Source organism: Mesorhizobium sp. M1307, assembly GCF_040318155.1.
In the GTDB taxonomy this organism is placed as follows: domain Bacteria; phylum Pseudomonadota; class Alphaproteobacteria; order Rhizobiales; family Rhizobiaceae; genus Mesorhizobium.
The window spans coordinates 163,353-176,939 of record NZ_JAMYLR010000010.1; the positions used below are offsets into that span (position 1 = coordinate 163,353).

Genomic DNA, 13,587 nt, shown 5'->3' on the forward strand with positions numbered 1-13,587 from the left:
CATCGTGAGAATGGCCTAAAGAATCTCGGTTTTGGCGATGTGGATGCCAAAGCCTTCGAGGCCGACATAATGGCGCTCGCGCGAGGCGATCAGATTGATCGAGGAAATGCCGAGATCCTTGAGGATTTGCGCGCCGAGGCCGATCTCGCGCCATTCGTTCTCGCGCCGGCGCGCCTCTTCATGATCCTCGCGGTCGCCGGCAGCCGGCCGCTTGCGCTCCTGATGGGCGACGCCGACCGAGCCTTCGCGCAGATAGACGATGACGCCGCGCTGGCGCTCGCCCATCGCCTTCATGATGGCGTCCAGCCGGTGGCTGGTGCCGAAGACGTCGCTGACCACGTCCTCGGAATGAAGGCGCACCGGCACCTCGACGCCGTCGCGGATATCGCCGAAGACGACCGCCACGTGATGCATGGAATCCCAGGGCAGCGTGTAGGTGAAGACCTGTGCCTTTCCGCCGGGCGTCTCGATGTCCGAACAGGCAACGCGCTCGACCAGCGTTTCCTTGCGTTGCCGGTAGCCGATAAGGTCGGCAACCGAGATCTGCTTCAACCCGTGCTTTTCGGCGAAGGCCTGCACCTGCGGGCCACGCATGACGGTGCCGTCATCATTGACCAGCTCGGAAATGACGCCGACCGGCGGCAGGCCGGCGAGCTTGCAGAGGTCGACAGCGGCTTCGGTATGGCCCGAACGCATCAGCACGCCGCCTTCACGCGCGATCAGCGGAAAGATGTGGCCGGGGCGGACGAAATCGGAGGCGCCGACATTGCCGTTGGCGAGATTGCGCACCGTCAGCGTGCGGTCGTCCGCCGAAATGCCGGTCGTGGTACCATGCTTGAAGTCGACGCTGACGGTAAAGGCAGTGGTGTGGGCCGAATCATTGTCAGCCACCATCGGCGACAGGTTGAGCCGCTTGGCTTCCTCGCGCGGCATCGGCGTGCAGACGATGCCTGACGTGTTGCGGACGATGAACGCCATCTTTTCCGGCGTGCAATGGACAGCGGCGACGATCAGGTCGCCCTCGTTCTCGCGGCCGTCATCGTCCATGACGACGACGATCTCGCCGCGCTCGAAGGCGCGCAGGGCTTCGACGATTTTCTTCTGGTCGTAAGGCATAAGTGCTCGCTTCGCTCGCAGGGAATAGGGGAGTAGGGCAGTACGGGAGTAGGGGAAAGGAAAAAATGCTGTCGTGGGAGCTGCGTAACCTACTCCCCTACTCCCCTACTCCCCTACTCCCCTACTCCCTTCCCGTTTGTCCCCGATGACGCAGATAATGATCGGCAATGGCGCAGGCAACCATCGCCTCGCCGATCGGTACGGCGCGGATGCCGACGCATGGATCGTGCCGGCCCTTGGTCATGATCTCGACGTCGTTACCGTCCTTGTCGATCGACTTTCGCGGCGTCAGGATCGACGAGGTCGGCTTGACGGCGAAACGCGCGACGATCGCCTGGCCGGTCGAGATGCCGCCGAGGATGCCGCCGGCATTGTTGGACAGGAAGACCGGCTTGCCGTCATTGCCCATGCGCATCTCATCGGCATTCTCCTCGCCGGTGATGCGGGCGGCCTCGAAACCGTTGCCGATCTCGACGCCCTTGACGGCGTTGATCGACATCAGGCCGGCGGCAATGTCCTGGTCGAGCTTGGCATAGATCGGCGCGCCAAGCCCCGCCGGAACGCCGTCGGCGACGATCTCGATGACCGCACCGACCGAGGAGCCCGCCTTGCGGATGCCGTCCAGATATTTGGTGAAGACGGCGACGGACGCCGGATCAGGCGTGAAGAACGGGTTTTCGGCGTCGCCGACGAAATTCCAGTTCCAATTGGCGCGATCGATGGATTTATCGCCCATCGACACCAGCGCGCCGCGCACCACCATGCCGGGCACGACCTTGCGGGCAAGCGCTCCGGCCGCCACCCGCGCCGCCGTCTCACGCGCCGAGGAGCGGCCGCCGCCGCGGTAATCGCGCAGGCCGTATTTGACCTCGTAAGTGTAATCGGCATGGCCCGGCCGGAACTGACGGGCTATGTCGCCATAATCCTTGGAGCGCTGGTCGACATTCTCGATCAGCATCGACACCGGCGTGCCGGTGGTGACCATCGTGTCACCGTCCTCATCGAGAATGAAGCCGGACAGGACCTTGACCTCGTCAGGTTCGCGACGCTGCGTCACAAAACGTGACTGGCCGGGGCGGCGCTTGTCGAGTTCGGCCTGGATCTCGTCGCGGCTGAAGCGGATGCCTGGCGGACAGCCGTCGACGACGCAGCCCAGCGCCGGCCCGTGGCTTTCGCCCCAGGTGGTGACGCGGAAAAGATGGCCGAACGTGTTGTGCGACATGGAACCAGCCCTGCCGGCGTCGGAGCCGGCTCAGCGCATGACCCCGAAAATCGGAGCGATTTTCGGAAAGGATCATGCACAAAATCAAAAGTGCTACAGCGTCCTTTGCGCGTCCAGGAGGACGCGCGGCGCTGTCGCCTGCCTTCTATTGGCGTTTTCCACAGTGGTCAAACTGTGATCCCGCGGATTTAGTTTTGACACATTCGATTGGTTTCTGCTCAGTTCCGTTCCGTTGGACCGAGCCGCTGTACCGGCAATGATTAAAGAGGACGATGATGCGTATCCTGATTGGCGCTGTTGCCGCCACGCTGTTGATCTCCACCGCCGCCTTCGCCGGCCAGACCGAAGGCCTGATCAAGAAGGTCGACAAGGATGCGCTGACGCTGACGCTGGACGACGGCAAGTCCTACAAGCTGAACGCCGAAACCGACCTCGATGCACTGAAGCCAGGCATGGACATCGTCCTCGCCTATGACGTGACGAATGGCGAGAACGTCGTCACCGACATGGAACTGCCGGACACCGGATCGACGGAATAGGGCGCGTCGATATTCAGCTGAGGCCGGCCCGACCTGATCTCAACATACGCTACGTCATCGGTCTCAAAGCCACTCCAGGCGCCGGCCGTCCAGTCTGAGCACGCGGTCCTGCGGCACTTCCATGCTGACCGCATCTTGTTCGGACATCCCCAGCACGAAGCGGAACAGCGCGCGCATGACACCACCATGGGTCACGCAGACCGTCTGGCGATCGAGCGCGTCGAACCACGGCTTCACCCGTTCGAGCAGCATCTGATAGCTTTCGGCGCCTTCGCCGGGCGGCTGGAAGTTCCATTTATCGAGGCGTCGGTGCCTGGTCGAACCGGGATCGTTCGCCTCGAGTTCGGCAAAGGTGAAACCCTGCCAGTCGCCAAAGCTCAATTCTACGAGTAGCGGCTCGGTACGATAGGCGTGCGGATCGAGCTTCATCGCCGCGCGCAGGCGCTCCATCGTCTCGCGCGTGCGCCGCATCGGGCTGGCGACAAATTCGAAATCTTCGGGCTTGTCGATGAGCTCGGCCAGCCTGCGCCCGTTGCGGCTAGCCTGCTCGCGGCCGAGCTCGTTGAGGTCGGTATCGGCCTGCCCCTGCAGCCGGGCCTCGGCGTTCCACGCCGTCTGGCCGTGGCGCACGATATAGACGAGCGGGTACATCAGGTCTTCCGGAAGAGGTCAGGCGGTGGCGTCAGTCCTTGACCGTCGAAATATCCGGCGCGTCGACCGCCTTCATGCCGACGACATGATAGCCGGAATCGACATGATGGATCTCGCCGGTGACGCCGCGCGAAAGGTCTGACAGGAAATAGACGCCGGAATCGCCGACCTCCTCCTGCGTCACCGTCTGCTTCAACGGCGAATTGTATTCGTTCCACTTCAGGATATAGCGGAAATCGCCGATGCCGGATGCGGCAAGCGTCTTGATCGGGCCGGCGGAGATCGCGTTGACACGGATCTTCTTGGCGCCGAGATCGACGGCCAGATAGCGCACGCTGGCTTCGAGTGCCGCCTTGGCAACACCCATGACGTTGTAGTGCGGCATCACCTTTTCCGCGCCGTAATAGGTCAGCGTCAGCAGCGACCCACCATCGGTCATCAGCGCCTCGGCACGTTTGGCGATGGTGGTGAAGGAATAGACCGAAATATCCATTGTACGCAGGAAATTGTCGCGCGTCGTCTCGACATAGCGGCCGGTCAGCTCGTCCTTGTCGGAAAAGGCGATGGCGTGGACGAGGAAATCGAGCTTGCCCCAATGGCTGGCGATATCGGCGAACACCGCATCGAGGCTGGCCGGGTCGGTCACATCGCAATGGCCGGCGACATGCGCGCCCAGTTCCGCGGCGAGCGGCTCGACGCGTTTCTTGAACGCCTCGCCCTGATAGGTCAGCGCGATCTCGGCGCCATGGTCGACACAGGCCTTGGCGATGCCGTAAGCGATCGAGCGATTGTTGGCGATGCCAAGGATAAGGCCGCGCTTGCCGGCCATAAGGCCCCGTCCACCCGCCATGTCAGCGCTCTCCGCAAGGTTCTCTACTTTGTGGAGTGCCTATCGCACAGCCACAGTGCCCCTTCAAGCGTTCAAAGCGGACAGTTCGGGGGACAAAGCCGCTGGTCTACAGAGCCGCGCGCCCTTTGGGCGCGCAAAGGACGCTGTAGCGCCTTGACCTTGCAGTCGTGGGCCAGTGGAAAAATCCGACACTGGTATCGGTGTGGCACGGCGGAAGATGACCCTTTGGCGGAAGTTTCGTTGGCCAGCGGCCGAAGTCACGCTCATGACCCCGAGCCGACTTCCATACTTTGGGCCGTTGGCGACCGCCTTGCGCCTCATCTCGGCAATTCAAGTTAGCTCGGCCATTGCCTTAAACCGGACATTATAGGCGACCGCGCTGGGGGCCGGCATTCGAAACCTTTCACAATAGCCGTAATTCCGGAAGCTTCTTAGAAGCGGCCACTTAAGATTAGGCGTCGCCTATTGCAGTCCGATGCGTCCCGTAGCCGACGAAAACGCGGATAAGAAGCTGGACCGCGCTGGAGATCACATCGAAGCCAGTCGATCTCCGCCTGGACAACGGCTCCCGATAAACAGTCCACGCACCGCCGGTATCCCGGCAGCGCCTGGGAAAATTTCAGCCATTGCTCGGTCAGGAAGACGCAGGTGTTCCGTCAGCACGCCCTTTATGATCGATCGTACGTCCGTCGTAGCAGCCAAGTCTGTTCCGCCATGAAGCAGGTCTCGAGCAAGACCGGGCCAGCGATTGCCTACTCGCCCGCCGGCAACGGCGCCACCCATTAACAAGGTGACACTCGCGACGCCGTGATCAGTGCCGCCGTCGGCGTTGGGCACCACGGAACGGCCGAACTCCGTGACCACCAGCACCGCCGTCCTTTTCCAGGCAGGCCCGGACGCTTGGGCAAATGCAATGAGGCCCCGCGCCAGCCCATTCAAACTCCGCGCCAGCCTTCCGAAGTCCGCTCCCTGCGCCACATGCGTGTCGAAGCCGGCCACCTCGAGCATCGCGATCCGCGGTCCGCCCGTAGCTGACAGGGCAAGCGCCGCGCTCCTGGCCGCGTCGCCGAAGCGAGCCGCGTCGCATGCGGCATGTTTTTCCAGCAGGCTTTCGCTGCCCTTTGCGCCGGACGGCCAAGTGCCCTCGGCGCAGAGGCGGACGAGGTCGAGCCGAGGATTGGCCAGCGCAAGATGGGCCAGCATGTCCATCGATCGATCGGCCGGTCTGGCCCGCCACACCGCCTTCTGCCGGCGCGACAGTACAGAAGAAGCCCGGTCGAGCCATCCTGCGCTGCCGCCGTCAATATCGCCGTCGAACAGCGCCGCCTGGGCGGCCGCGTGGGACCGGCCCGCATCCGGAATGGCGGTCGCGGGCACGATGAGCAACTCGCCGCACGAGTAGTGGGGCAGGAGAGACCCGAGCGCCGGATGAAGCGCAAAGAGCCCGTCGAGCTTGAGCATCTCGGCGACGCCAGAGTTCGGGAAAGGCACGAGGGGCCCGCGCGCCGAGGCAAAATGCGGATCGCCGTAGGGCGGCACGGCAGCTAGTGCATCGAGTCCGCCACGCACGTGGACGAGCAGAAGGCGAGGATCTTCGTCCACAAGCGAGGCACCGGCCAGACGCACGCTGCCGAACGCGGACGCCAAGGCCAAACCTTGCAGCGCTGCCCTTCGGGTCAGTTGCATTTAGGCTCGTCCGAACTTGGGTTCACCGGCGTACCCGCGGTCATATACCCTAGCAGATCCGTATTCGGGCTAAGACTTCCCGTTGTCAGAGCCTTGTTAGTCGGCTGCGCGTTGCGAACCAAAAGGCCGGCAAGTGCCGGGGCTGCGAAAGATGTGCCCGAACAGATGTTCCTCCGGAGCTTGCCGTTCTTTCGGCTCTTCCACAGTGACAGGACATTGACGCCCGGTTCGGCATAGGACGCGCCGAACGCCCCCCCGCGCCATAGCGTGTCGCACCAGGCGTTGCTGATGCCTTGGCATTTCCCAGGAGTTGCCACCTGAATATATTCGCTGTTGGAAGCCGAAGCGCTGTATATCGCTCCCACCTTGTTTCCTGTCGTCACAGGCGAAAAATAAGTCGCCGCATTGGCCGGGAAATAAGACTGTACCCAAGGGCCCTCTTCGTCTTCCCGGGGGTTGCCCGCAGCTACCACAACGCGCACCTGACGGTCGGCGATCTGATAAAGAAGGGCGTCGAGAAATTTAAGATCTTGCAACGTGCTTCCGCGTCTGGTGCTCTCCAGATATAATGCACCCCAACTCAAGTTCAGAATATCCCCAGCGACCGCGTTGTCCCGAACATGGCGAAGCGCGAGAAGAGGCGGGCCGAAAATTTCGGTCTTCAGCTTACTGAAGGCCTTTACGATCTTGAGCGGGGCGTCGGGGCTGACACCAACCAGACCTATATACTGGTCGCCCTGCTTGACACGCTTTCCGCCGATAACTGCTGCCACCATCGTCCCGTGCCCTACTGTGTCGTCGAGGCTCGACACGGTCTGGCATGGGCTGCTCGTGCAATCGATGGCTTCCTGAACCTTGAGGAGCCCGGCGGTGACAACGTTCCAATCCACTCCGCTGTCGATGATCCATACGGTGGGCGATCCTGAAGCCACCGGCTGTGGTGACCCGACGACCCTGCAGACGCTGGGAGGGACAACATCCGCAGTCGGCGAGATGCCCAGGAGTTCCGGCCCCTCGCAGGTGGCACCATCGAACAGGTTCACCACGAAAGGATCCGGCTCCTCATATCCCCTGGAGCGCAGTTCTTCGATCTCGCTCTCGGAAAAGGTCCCCGTCACGATGCTGATACCGATATCCGGCATGTCCACCGCGTCCAGCTTGCCCTTGCCTGCGATGAACTTGTTTAGCGCGCCGATATCCTTGCGTAACTCCGCCGCCCTGGCGATGTCGACGATGAAAGTCTTTTCGATGTCACCGCTGTCGGTGAAGCCCTCCTCGCCTGACGCTTCCGGTCTCGCTGTTCCGACAACGGCGAGGAGACAGCCGAGCAACAGCACACGAAGTTGAGCAAGTATCATTCGTACACCCTCCGGCTGTCGTTACTGATACCGCGAGGATCAGAATGCTCCCAATACGGCTTTCTGTCCATGAAAACATCGAGTCGATGCGAGCATGCCGCCTGCGCATTGCTTGCGACAGATGCAAAATGCGTTTAGGCTATTTGCATTGACCTCGGAGGGGAGCCTCGGCGATGCCCAGGGCAGAATTGAAGCCAGGTCGGCAAGTCCAAGAGATCGGCGCAGCGATCGTAGGGGCCTGGCTCAAGCTTTTGCCGGCCTCGTCACGTATCTTGTCCATGGATTCAACAGATCCCCTAACAATTACCATTGATCGGCAGATTTTCGCCGTCGGTGATACTATCAGACTTCGGCCGGAAGCAGGCCGTGCCATCGGCAACATCAGGGTCCGGACCGCCGCCGCCGGAACAGCGCCACATTCGCAGACGCTGACGATAGAAGATCTGAATGGTCAGCCCATAAAATACGAGGATGACCCTCTCGACGGGGGCGACGCGATCCCGAATGCTGCCGCGTATGCGGACCTGAAGCGTGATCTCAAATTGGTGCTGGAAGACATCGTGGAAACGGGAGTGTCTGTCGAAGTTCACGTGGACGAACCGAACTTGATCAACGTGGTGGTGCCCCAGGTGCCGAGGGGGGTCCTGACCCGCAGCGATCTGATCGATTATCTCCACGACTATCACAAATACGCCCAGGGCAGGCACTACCATGACGAGCTCGCCACGGCCGTGCTCTTTGGCTGCAGATAGTCGCCAGTCCCTACTCGGGCAATCCCGCTTCCCGCATGCCGTTGAGCAGCGTGTTGCGGTCTCCGTCCAGCTTGTAAGGTTCCTTGGCGGCGAACCGCCGCCGGGAGAACTCCGGTGCGCCACGCAGAACCAGCAACGTGTAGCTCTTCGCCTCTTGGCTTCGGCCAAGTAGGGCGTTCGCTGCGGCCAGATAGACCTTAACCCAGGTCGGCATGGTGGACGAGCGGCCCAGATCGACAACTGCCTTATCCGGACGGTGGGCAATGAAATGGGCAAGACCGCGGAACGGCCAATACCATGAAGGCTCGTACAGGGGATCGAGCACTCGCGCCCGTTCGAACCAGTCCAAGGCACTTTGGGGCTCGCCGGCAAATGTTTGATAAGTCCCTTGATAGGAGACCTGCTCGGGATCGTGCGGATTGAGTTCGAGCGCGCGTGCGTATAGCTGAGATGCGACGTCGAAATCACGACGGTGGAGGAGCACCCAGCCCAGTATGTTCAGGCAGACTGGATCATTGGGGGAAAGCGCCACCGCTTTTTTTGCGATGTCATAAGCCTCGGCAAGCACCGCATCCGACGGCCCCATGTCGCGAAACCATTCAAGCTGTTTATAGTGGGCGAGCTTGGCGTACGCGCGCCCGTAGGATGGATCGAGCTCGATCGCTCGCTGATACCACTGTCGAGCCTCCATTTCGGCCGCGATGTCGCCCAGGGGCAGGGCATTGCCCCGGAGCACGCACTCATAGGCCGCGAGATTGGCAGGTGGTTTACGCCGCGCCTTCTCGGCGCCTGCGGCCGTAAGACGGCCGATAACGGTCCCGACGATCTTCCCGATCAGTTCGTCCTGGACATCGAAGATGTCCTGCTCGTCCCCGTCGTAGCGCTCGGCCCATAAGCACTCACCCGAGGTTGCGTCGACCAGTTCGCATGTAATGCGCATTCGCCGGCCCATGCGGCGGATGCCGCCTTCAATGACGAAATCCACGCCACTATCCGCCACCAGGTCCACATCCTCGAGCCGCGTCGACGTGTAATGAGACGCAACCGTAAGCTGAGTAAAGCGCGTCAGTTCCGTGACGAAGTCTTCGGTGAAGCCGCCACTGAAATAGGGTTGGACGTCGCCCGCGCTCTTGAACGGGCGAACGAGGATGGAGGGCTTGCTCGGACCAGCCAACTGTGCAGTCGATGCAGGCGGCAGCCCTTTAGGCTTGTGGAACAACGAGTATACGGGAATCGGGCGTGGAATGTTCTTGAGATGCTGTTCGCCGCAAAACTCAAACGGAAGATGAATTTTGTCGCGAACTTCGTCGTGCACCTTTCCGGAAAGGCAGATTCCGCCCGGACTGGCGAACTGTTCCAGGCGCGCGGCTATGTTGACGGTATCTCCAAACACATCGCCATCGGTATCGACAATGATATCACCGAAGTTGATCCCAATCCGGAGAAAAATTTCCTGGCTGGCTTTCGCCGAAGACTGGCCGACAAGCAGTTCCTGGACTTCCACTGCTGACTGCACGGCTTCGAAAGCGCTTGGGAACTCGGCGAGCATCCCGTCTCCGGTCGTTCGCACAACCCGTCCCCGGTGCTGCGTGATCCTAGGCTCTATTTCGTCCTGCATGAGATGCTTGACGAGCGCGAAGGTGCGCTCCTCGTCCCGGGCCATCAGCGACGAGTAACCGACCATGTCAGCAGCCAGGATAGCCGTCAGACGTCGCTGAAGATTGCTGTCGCCCGCGTTCATTCTCTCCCTCGGCGGGTTATATTATGTTCGACGGTGGCTTGACGATATCAAAGCGTCTCGCAGGAGTTTGCATCATACTCCAGTGCGTGTCAGCGTGCGAATGAGCAATTGGTGCCGATAATGTAGAGGATTGAACAGTGAGGGCCGTGCTTGGGTGAAGGGTCCATAAGGCCGGAGCGGCAGGCGGCCGAGGCAGGTGCCGGCGGGTCAAGCCTGGTTTACGGCCCCATCGTGATCACCGATCCCACGCTCGGATGCCCGATCACGGTCGCGGTCGGTCCCGTACGAGGGGCCAGACCTTCTCGTTTTGTGTCAGGGTGGGGCAACAGCACGCAGGAGGCGGCAACCGCCTGCGTGTATGAGGCCGATGAAACCTATTTCGCCCAGATGATCCCTCATGAGCGACTGTCACGCGCCCGCGCCGGCGAATTGCGCGGGCGCGTGATCGAGCCGCCTGCACTCACACTTTTCAGTGACGCGCAGTATTGCGAGCGGCTGCATTGGAACAAAAACGTCGATGATAGCCGCGCGGTCCCGATCCGCTGGCGCAGGTCGCAGCCGCTGGACTGGATCCGGAGTGATCCGCGCTTCAGCACGAGCGAGGCCTGGGTGCCTGCGGGATTGTGCTTTCTCGGGTATCCCAACGATGAGTCATCAGGTCTGCCCCCGGCTGACTCCAATGGTCTTGCGAGGGGATCGAGCATGGAGGACGCGGTCGTGCGCGGCTTCTGCGAAGTCGTGGAGCGCGATGCAACGGCCATATGGTGGTACAATCGGCTGGTTCTGCCTCGGATAGACCTGACTTCGCTGTCGGATGGACTGGCATCCCAATACGCCGATTGGCTGCTGACGCAGAACCGCGAATTGCGGCTTCTGCTCCTGACGCTTGACCTGCCCATCCCCATTGTCGCTGCAATTTCTCATCACGTCGGGGGTGGCGCGATTGCGTTCGGATTCGCGGCCGGACGATCCATGTCGGAGGCGGCCCGGCGCGCGGTGGGGGAACTTGCAGAATGTGAGGCGAACCTAACCCTGCTCAAACGGAACGCCGATACGTCCGGCACGGCGGCCTTCACCCCCGGCGCGCTGCACCTCTATCGGTGGCACATGGACGAGAACATTCATCGCCTTCCTCACCTGTCTGGCAATTCAGCAATTCAGGCCTCTTCGGCCGAGTTGCGACTGGATTGGAACTATTGCCTCGACATCTGCCGCGAGCACGAACTTGAGATCTTTGCGGTCAACCTGACGCACAACGCCGAATCGCCTGTTGCACGAGTGTTTGTACCTGGACTTCGTCCTACCAAGCCCCGGTTGGGCGGCGGCAGGCTCTATGATGTCCCTGTGCGCCTAGGTTTGAGGCCATCAGTTTCCCAGGCCATCCACGAGGTTCCCTTTCCATTGTGATCGTATGGTCGCGGGCATGCCCACCGCGGAAGGCACGCTTTTCACACACGGTATCAAGCGCCAGCCTTTTCGACCGTCAGCTCTTTCGCCGGCGCATCAGCGCCTCGAGCTCGGCGTCGCCGCCTTCCGGCAGCATCAGCCGCACGTGTGCGTAGAAATCGCCGTGACCGCCGGCCTTTTCCGGCAGGCCCCTGCCCTTCAGCCGCAGAACCTTGTCCGAGCTCGACCAAGGGGGGACGTTGACCGCAATCCTGCCGGTCGGGGTTTCGACCGCCACCTTGGCGCCATGCACCGCATCGGCCAGTTCCACCGGCAGGTCGACATGCAGGTCGCGGCCCTCGACGCGGTAGCGCGGGTGCCGGCGGAAACGGATCTTGACCAGCGCATCGCCCGGCTGCCCCGGTCCTTGCTCACCCTGGCCTTTCAACCGGATGGTCTGACCGTCCTCGACATAGGCCGGCAACTTGACCGCCATCTTGCGGCCGTCGGGGAACATCGCCGTCACTTTCTCGGCGGTTGCGGCCTCCTCGATGGTGACGTCCAGCGTCACGTTGAGGTCGGCTGCGGTCGGCATCCGGCGGCCGGCGCCCATGCCGGCACCGCGCTGCTGGCTGAAAGCATCGCCGAAGATCTGGCTGAAGATGTCGCTGTTGCCGTCGAACGGGTCACCACCGGGACGGCCCGTGCGGAATTCGAAATGCGCGCCGCCCGGCCCTTGCTGCCGGCGGAAACCGGCGAAAGGATCGGCGCCGCCGGCCGCACTCTCGAAACCCTGGAACCGCGGTTTGCCTTCGGCGTCGATCTCACCGCGATCGAAAGCCGCCCGGTTCTTCTCGTCGCCGACGATCTCGTAAGCCTGATTGGCGGCGGCAAAACGCTCCTTTGCCTTGGGATCCGGATTCTGGTCCGGATGATACTTCTTGGCGAGCTTCCGGTATGCGGATTTTATGTCCTTGGCCGATGCGTTCTTGGCAACGCCCAGCACCTCATAGGGGTCGCGCATGCTTACTGCCCTGGAGAAGGAGTGGTTCCATGATCGCCTCCTATATGCGCTTGCATAGGAAGAAATTCCAGTGGCTTACCACCATATCGCCGGCGGAAAATCAGAGCGCCTTGAAGTCCTGCATTCGCCAGGCGCTGCCGCCTGCCAGGCATACTTCGCCTTTGAACAGCGCGACGCCGTCGAAGCTCTCGCGCGACGCGGTGAAGCGACGGCATGTCTCACCGTTAGCCCTGAATTCTGCGAGCTCGGTGATGGAGCCGCGCGAGCCGGTGTCGGCATTCGCCCATGGAATGGCCTGCCCGGCCAGTTGCTCGACGTCGGCGGAGGACACGGCGTTGCGGATCGTGGCCTGGTCGGAAGCGCGGTCCTGATCGAGCGGCGTGAGCGAGGCCGGCGTGCTCGAGGTCAGTATCGAGCGGTCCACCTCCGCCTGCTCCAGGCTGAAGCCGCCCCCGCCACAGGCGGCAAGCGGCAGGATGATTGTCACGATCATGGCTTTGGCGCTGGCCGAAGCGATAACGCTCCATTGCCCACTGTCAAAAGCTTGCGCGATACGCGACAATCGGCAATCTCCCCAGCCGGCGACAAATTTGGGAAAACTATGAGCGAAACCGGGTTAACAAGCGGTGACTTTACCGAGGCGGCGGAGCCGTTCCGGCTTTTTGCGGCGTGGCTCGACGACGCTACGAAGAGCGAGATCAACGACCCCAACAGCGTCGCACTGGCGACGGTCGATGCCGAGGGCATGCCGAATGTGCGAATGGTGCTGCTCAAGGGGTTCGATGAGGGTGGCTTTGTCTTCTACACGAATTTCGAGAGCGCCAAGGGCCGCGAGATCCTTGGCAGCATGAAAGCAGCGATGTGCTTCCACTGGAAATCTCTGCGCCGACAGGTGCGGGCGCGCGGCCCGGTGGAGATCGTCACCGACGCCGAAGCCGATGCCTATTACGCGACCCGTCCGCGCGGCAGCCGCATCGGCGCCTGGGCGTCCAAACAGTCGCGGCCGCTGGAAAGCCGCTTCGCGCTGGAAAAGGCGGTTGCCGAATATACGGCGCGCCATGCGATCGGCGAGATCCCGCGGCCAAAACACTGGTCGGGCTTTCGCATCGTGCCGCAGAGCATCGAGTTCTGGCACGACCGTCCGTTCCGGCTGCACGACCGCGTCGTGTTTTCGCGCAACGCCGAGGGCGGCTGGGACAAAATGAGGCTTTATCCGTAGAGCACGACGGTGGAGCGCCGATCTCCCCCTTGTGGGCCCTTGT

Annotated in this window: 13 protein-coding genes; 4 read left to right on the forward strand and 9 right to left on the reverse strand. The window is 61.9% G+C overall.

Features of this window, described 5'->3' with window-relative positions; all coding sequences use genetic code 11:
- Positions 1-15: 15 nt before the first annotated feature.
- Both ribB and aroC read right to left on the reverse strand, forming a co-directional pair.
- Positions 16-1,116, reverse strand: coding sequence for a 3,4-dihydroxy-2-butanone-4-phosphate synthase (ribB, locus tag NKH16_RS15005; RefSeq protein WP_352449900.1), 1,101 nt, complete (start codon positions 1,114-1,116; stop codon positions 16-18).
- Between the two features lie 121 nt (positions 1,117-1,237).
- Entirely contained in the window at positions 1,238-2,338 is a 1,101-nt protein-coding gene (gene aroC, locus NKH16_RS15010; RefSeq protein ID WP_352875168.1) for a chorismate synthase, read from the reverse strand.
- Between the two features lie 275 nt (positions 2,339-2,613).
- On the opposite strand from aroC, the gene NKH16_RS15015 reads away from it, so the two are divergent.
- Complete coding sequence (locus tag NKH16_RS15015; protein ID WP_023716902.1) at positions 2,614-2,877, forward strand: DUF1344 domain-containing protein; 264 nt, start codon at positions 2,614-2,616, stop codon at positions 2,875-2,877.
- A 63-nt stretch (positions 2,878-2,940) separates the two neighbouring features.
- Here NKH16_RS15015 and NKH16_RS15020 read toward each other — a convergent pair whose 3' ends face one another.
- The 4 genes from NKH16_RS15020 to NKH16_RS15035 all read right to left on the reverse strand — a co-directional run bounded on the left by NKH16_RS15020 (position 2,941) and on the right by NKH16_RS15035 (position 7,422).
- Positions 2,941-3,528, reverse strand: coding sequence for a histidine phosphatase family protein (locus NKH16_RS15020; RefSeq protein WP_352635350.1), 588 nt, complete (start codon positions 3,526-3,528; stop codon positions 2,941-2,943).
- A 31-nt stretch (positions 3,529-3,559) separates the two neighbouring features.
- Positions 3,560-4,378, reverse strand: a complete 819-nt coding sequence (fabI, locus tag NKH16_RS15025; RefSeq protein ID WP_031211054.1) for an enoyl-ACP reductase FabI — start codon at positions 4,376-4,378, stop codon at positions 3,560-3,562.
- A 528-nt stretch (positions 4,379-4,906) separates the two neighbouring features.
- The gene (locus NKH16_RS15030) at positions 4,907-6,064 is read right to left on the reverse strand and encodes a DUF1501 domain-containing protein (protein WP_352900101.1); all 1,158 of its coding nucleotides are present in this window, start codon (positions 6,062-6,064) and stop codon (positions 4,907-4,909) included.
- Positions 6,055-7,422, reverse strand: coding sequence for a S8 family serine peptidase (locus NKH16_RS15035; RefSeq protein ID WP_352900104.1), 1,368 nt, complete (start codon positions 7,420-7,422; stop codon positions 6,055-6,057). Before NKH16_RS15035 ends, NKH16_RS15030 begins: the two co-directional genes overlap by 10 nt.
- Before the next feature lie 173 nt (positions 7,423-7,595).
- Here NKH16_RS15035 and NKH16_RS15040 point away from each other — a divergent pair, with 173 nt between their 5' ends.
- Entirely contained in the window at positions 7,596-8,174 is a 579-nt protein-coding gene (locus tag NKH16_RS15040) for a hypothetical protein (RefSeq protein ID WP_352593319.1), read from the forward strand.
- Between the two features lie 10 nt (positions 8,175-8,184).
- Here the strand turns inward: NKH16_RS15040 and NKH16_RS15045 are convergent, their stop codons facing one another.
- The gene (locus NKH16_RS15045; protein ID WP_352748784.1) at positions 8,185-9,915 is read right to left on the reverse strand and encodes an adenylate/guanylate cyclase domain-containing protein; all 1,731 of its coding nucleotides are present in this window, start codon (positions 9,913-9,915) and stop codon (positions 8,185-8,187) included.
- A 150-nt stretch (positions 9,916-10,065) separates the two neighbouring features.
- Between NKH16_RS15045 and NKH16_RS15050 the strand changes: the two genes are divergently transcribed.
- Positions 10,066-11,322 carry a YcaO-like family protein gene (locus NKH16_RS15050; RefSeq protein WP_352748786.1) on the forward strand — a complete coding sequence of 419 codons (1,257 nt, stop codon included), beginning with the start codon at positions 10,066-10,068 and terminating at the stop codon, positions 11,320-11,322.
- Positions 11,323-11,398: 76 nt separating this feature from the next.
- Here NKH16_RS15050 and NKH16_RS15055 read toward each other — a convergent pair whose 3' ends face one another.
- Both NKH16_RS15055 and NKH16_RS15060 read right to left on the reverse strand, forming a co-directional pair.
- Positions 11,399-12,325, reverse strand: coding sequence for a DnaJ C-terminal domain-containing protein (locus NKH16_RS15055; RefSeq protein WP_352900109.1), 927 nt, complete (start codon positions 12,323-12,325; stop codon positions 11,399-11,401).
- A gap of 100 nt (positions 12,326-12,425) precedes the next feature.
- Positions 12,426-12,887 carry an RT0821/Lpp0805 family surface protein gene (locus NKH16_RS15060; RefSeq protein ID WP_352834152.1) on the reverse strand — a complete coding sequence of 154 codons (462 nt, stop codon included), beginning with the start codon at positions 12,885-12,887 and terminating at the stop codon, positions 12,426-12,428.
- 39 nt (positions 12,888-12,926) lie between these two features.
- Between NKH16_RS15060 and pdxH the strand changes: the two genes are divergently transcribed.
- Complete coding sequence (pdxH, locus tag NKH16_RS15065) at positions 12,927-13,544, forward strand: pyridoxamine 5'-phosphate oxidase (protein WP_352470672.1); 618 nt, start codon at positions 12,927-12,929, stop codon at positions 13,542-13,544.
- Positions 13,545-13,587: the final 43 nt, after the last annotated feature.

Bases quoted from the DNA above. Each gene is read 5' to 3' on its own strand.
- ribB (WP_352449900.1), bottom strand. From the start codon at position 1,116: ATGCCTTACGACCAGAAGAAAATCGTCGAAGCCCTGCGCGCCTTCGAG.
- fabI (WP_031211054.1), bottom strand. From the start codon at position 4,378: ATGGCGGGTGGACGGGGCCTTATGGCCGGCAAGCGCGGCCTTATCCTT.
- NKH16_RS15015 (WP_023716902.1), top strand. From the start codon at position 2,614: ATGCGTATCCTGATTGGCGCTGTTGCCGCCACGCTGTTGATCTCCACC.
- NKH16_RS15035 (WP_352900104.1), bottom strand. From the start codon at position 7,422: ATGATACTTGCTCAACTTCGTGTGCTGTTGCTCGGCTGTCTCCTCGCC.
- NKH16_RS15030 (WP_352900101.1), bottom strand. From the start codon at position 6,064: ATGCAACTGACCCGAAGGGCAGCGCTGCAAGGTTTGGCCTTGGCGTCC.
- NKH16_RS15045 (WP_352748784.1), bottom strand. From the start codon at position 9,915: ATGAACGCGGGCGACAGCAATCTTCAGCGACGTCTGACGGCTATCCTG.
- NKH16_RS15040 (WP_352593319.1), top strand. From the start codon at position 7,596: ATGCCCAGGGCAGAATTGAAGCCAGGTCGGCAAGTCCAAGAGATCGGC.
- NKH16_RS15020 (WP_352635350.1), bottom strand. From the start codon at position 3,528: ATGTACCCGCTCGTCTATATCGTGCGCCACGGCCAGACGGCGTGGAAC.
- aroC (WP_352875168.1), bottom strand. From the start codon at position 2,338: ATGTCGCACAACACGTTCGGCCATCTTTTCCGCGTCACCACCTGGGGC.
- NKH16_RS15055 (WP_352900109.1), bottom strand. From the start codon at position 12,325: ATGCGCGACCCCTATGAGGTGCTGGGCGTTGCCAAGAACGCATCGGCC.
- pdxH (WP_352470672.1), top strand. From the start codon at position 12,927: ATGAGCGAAACCGGGTTAACAAGCGGTGACTTTACCGAGGCGGCGGAG.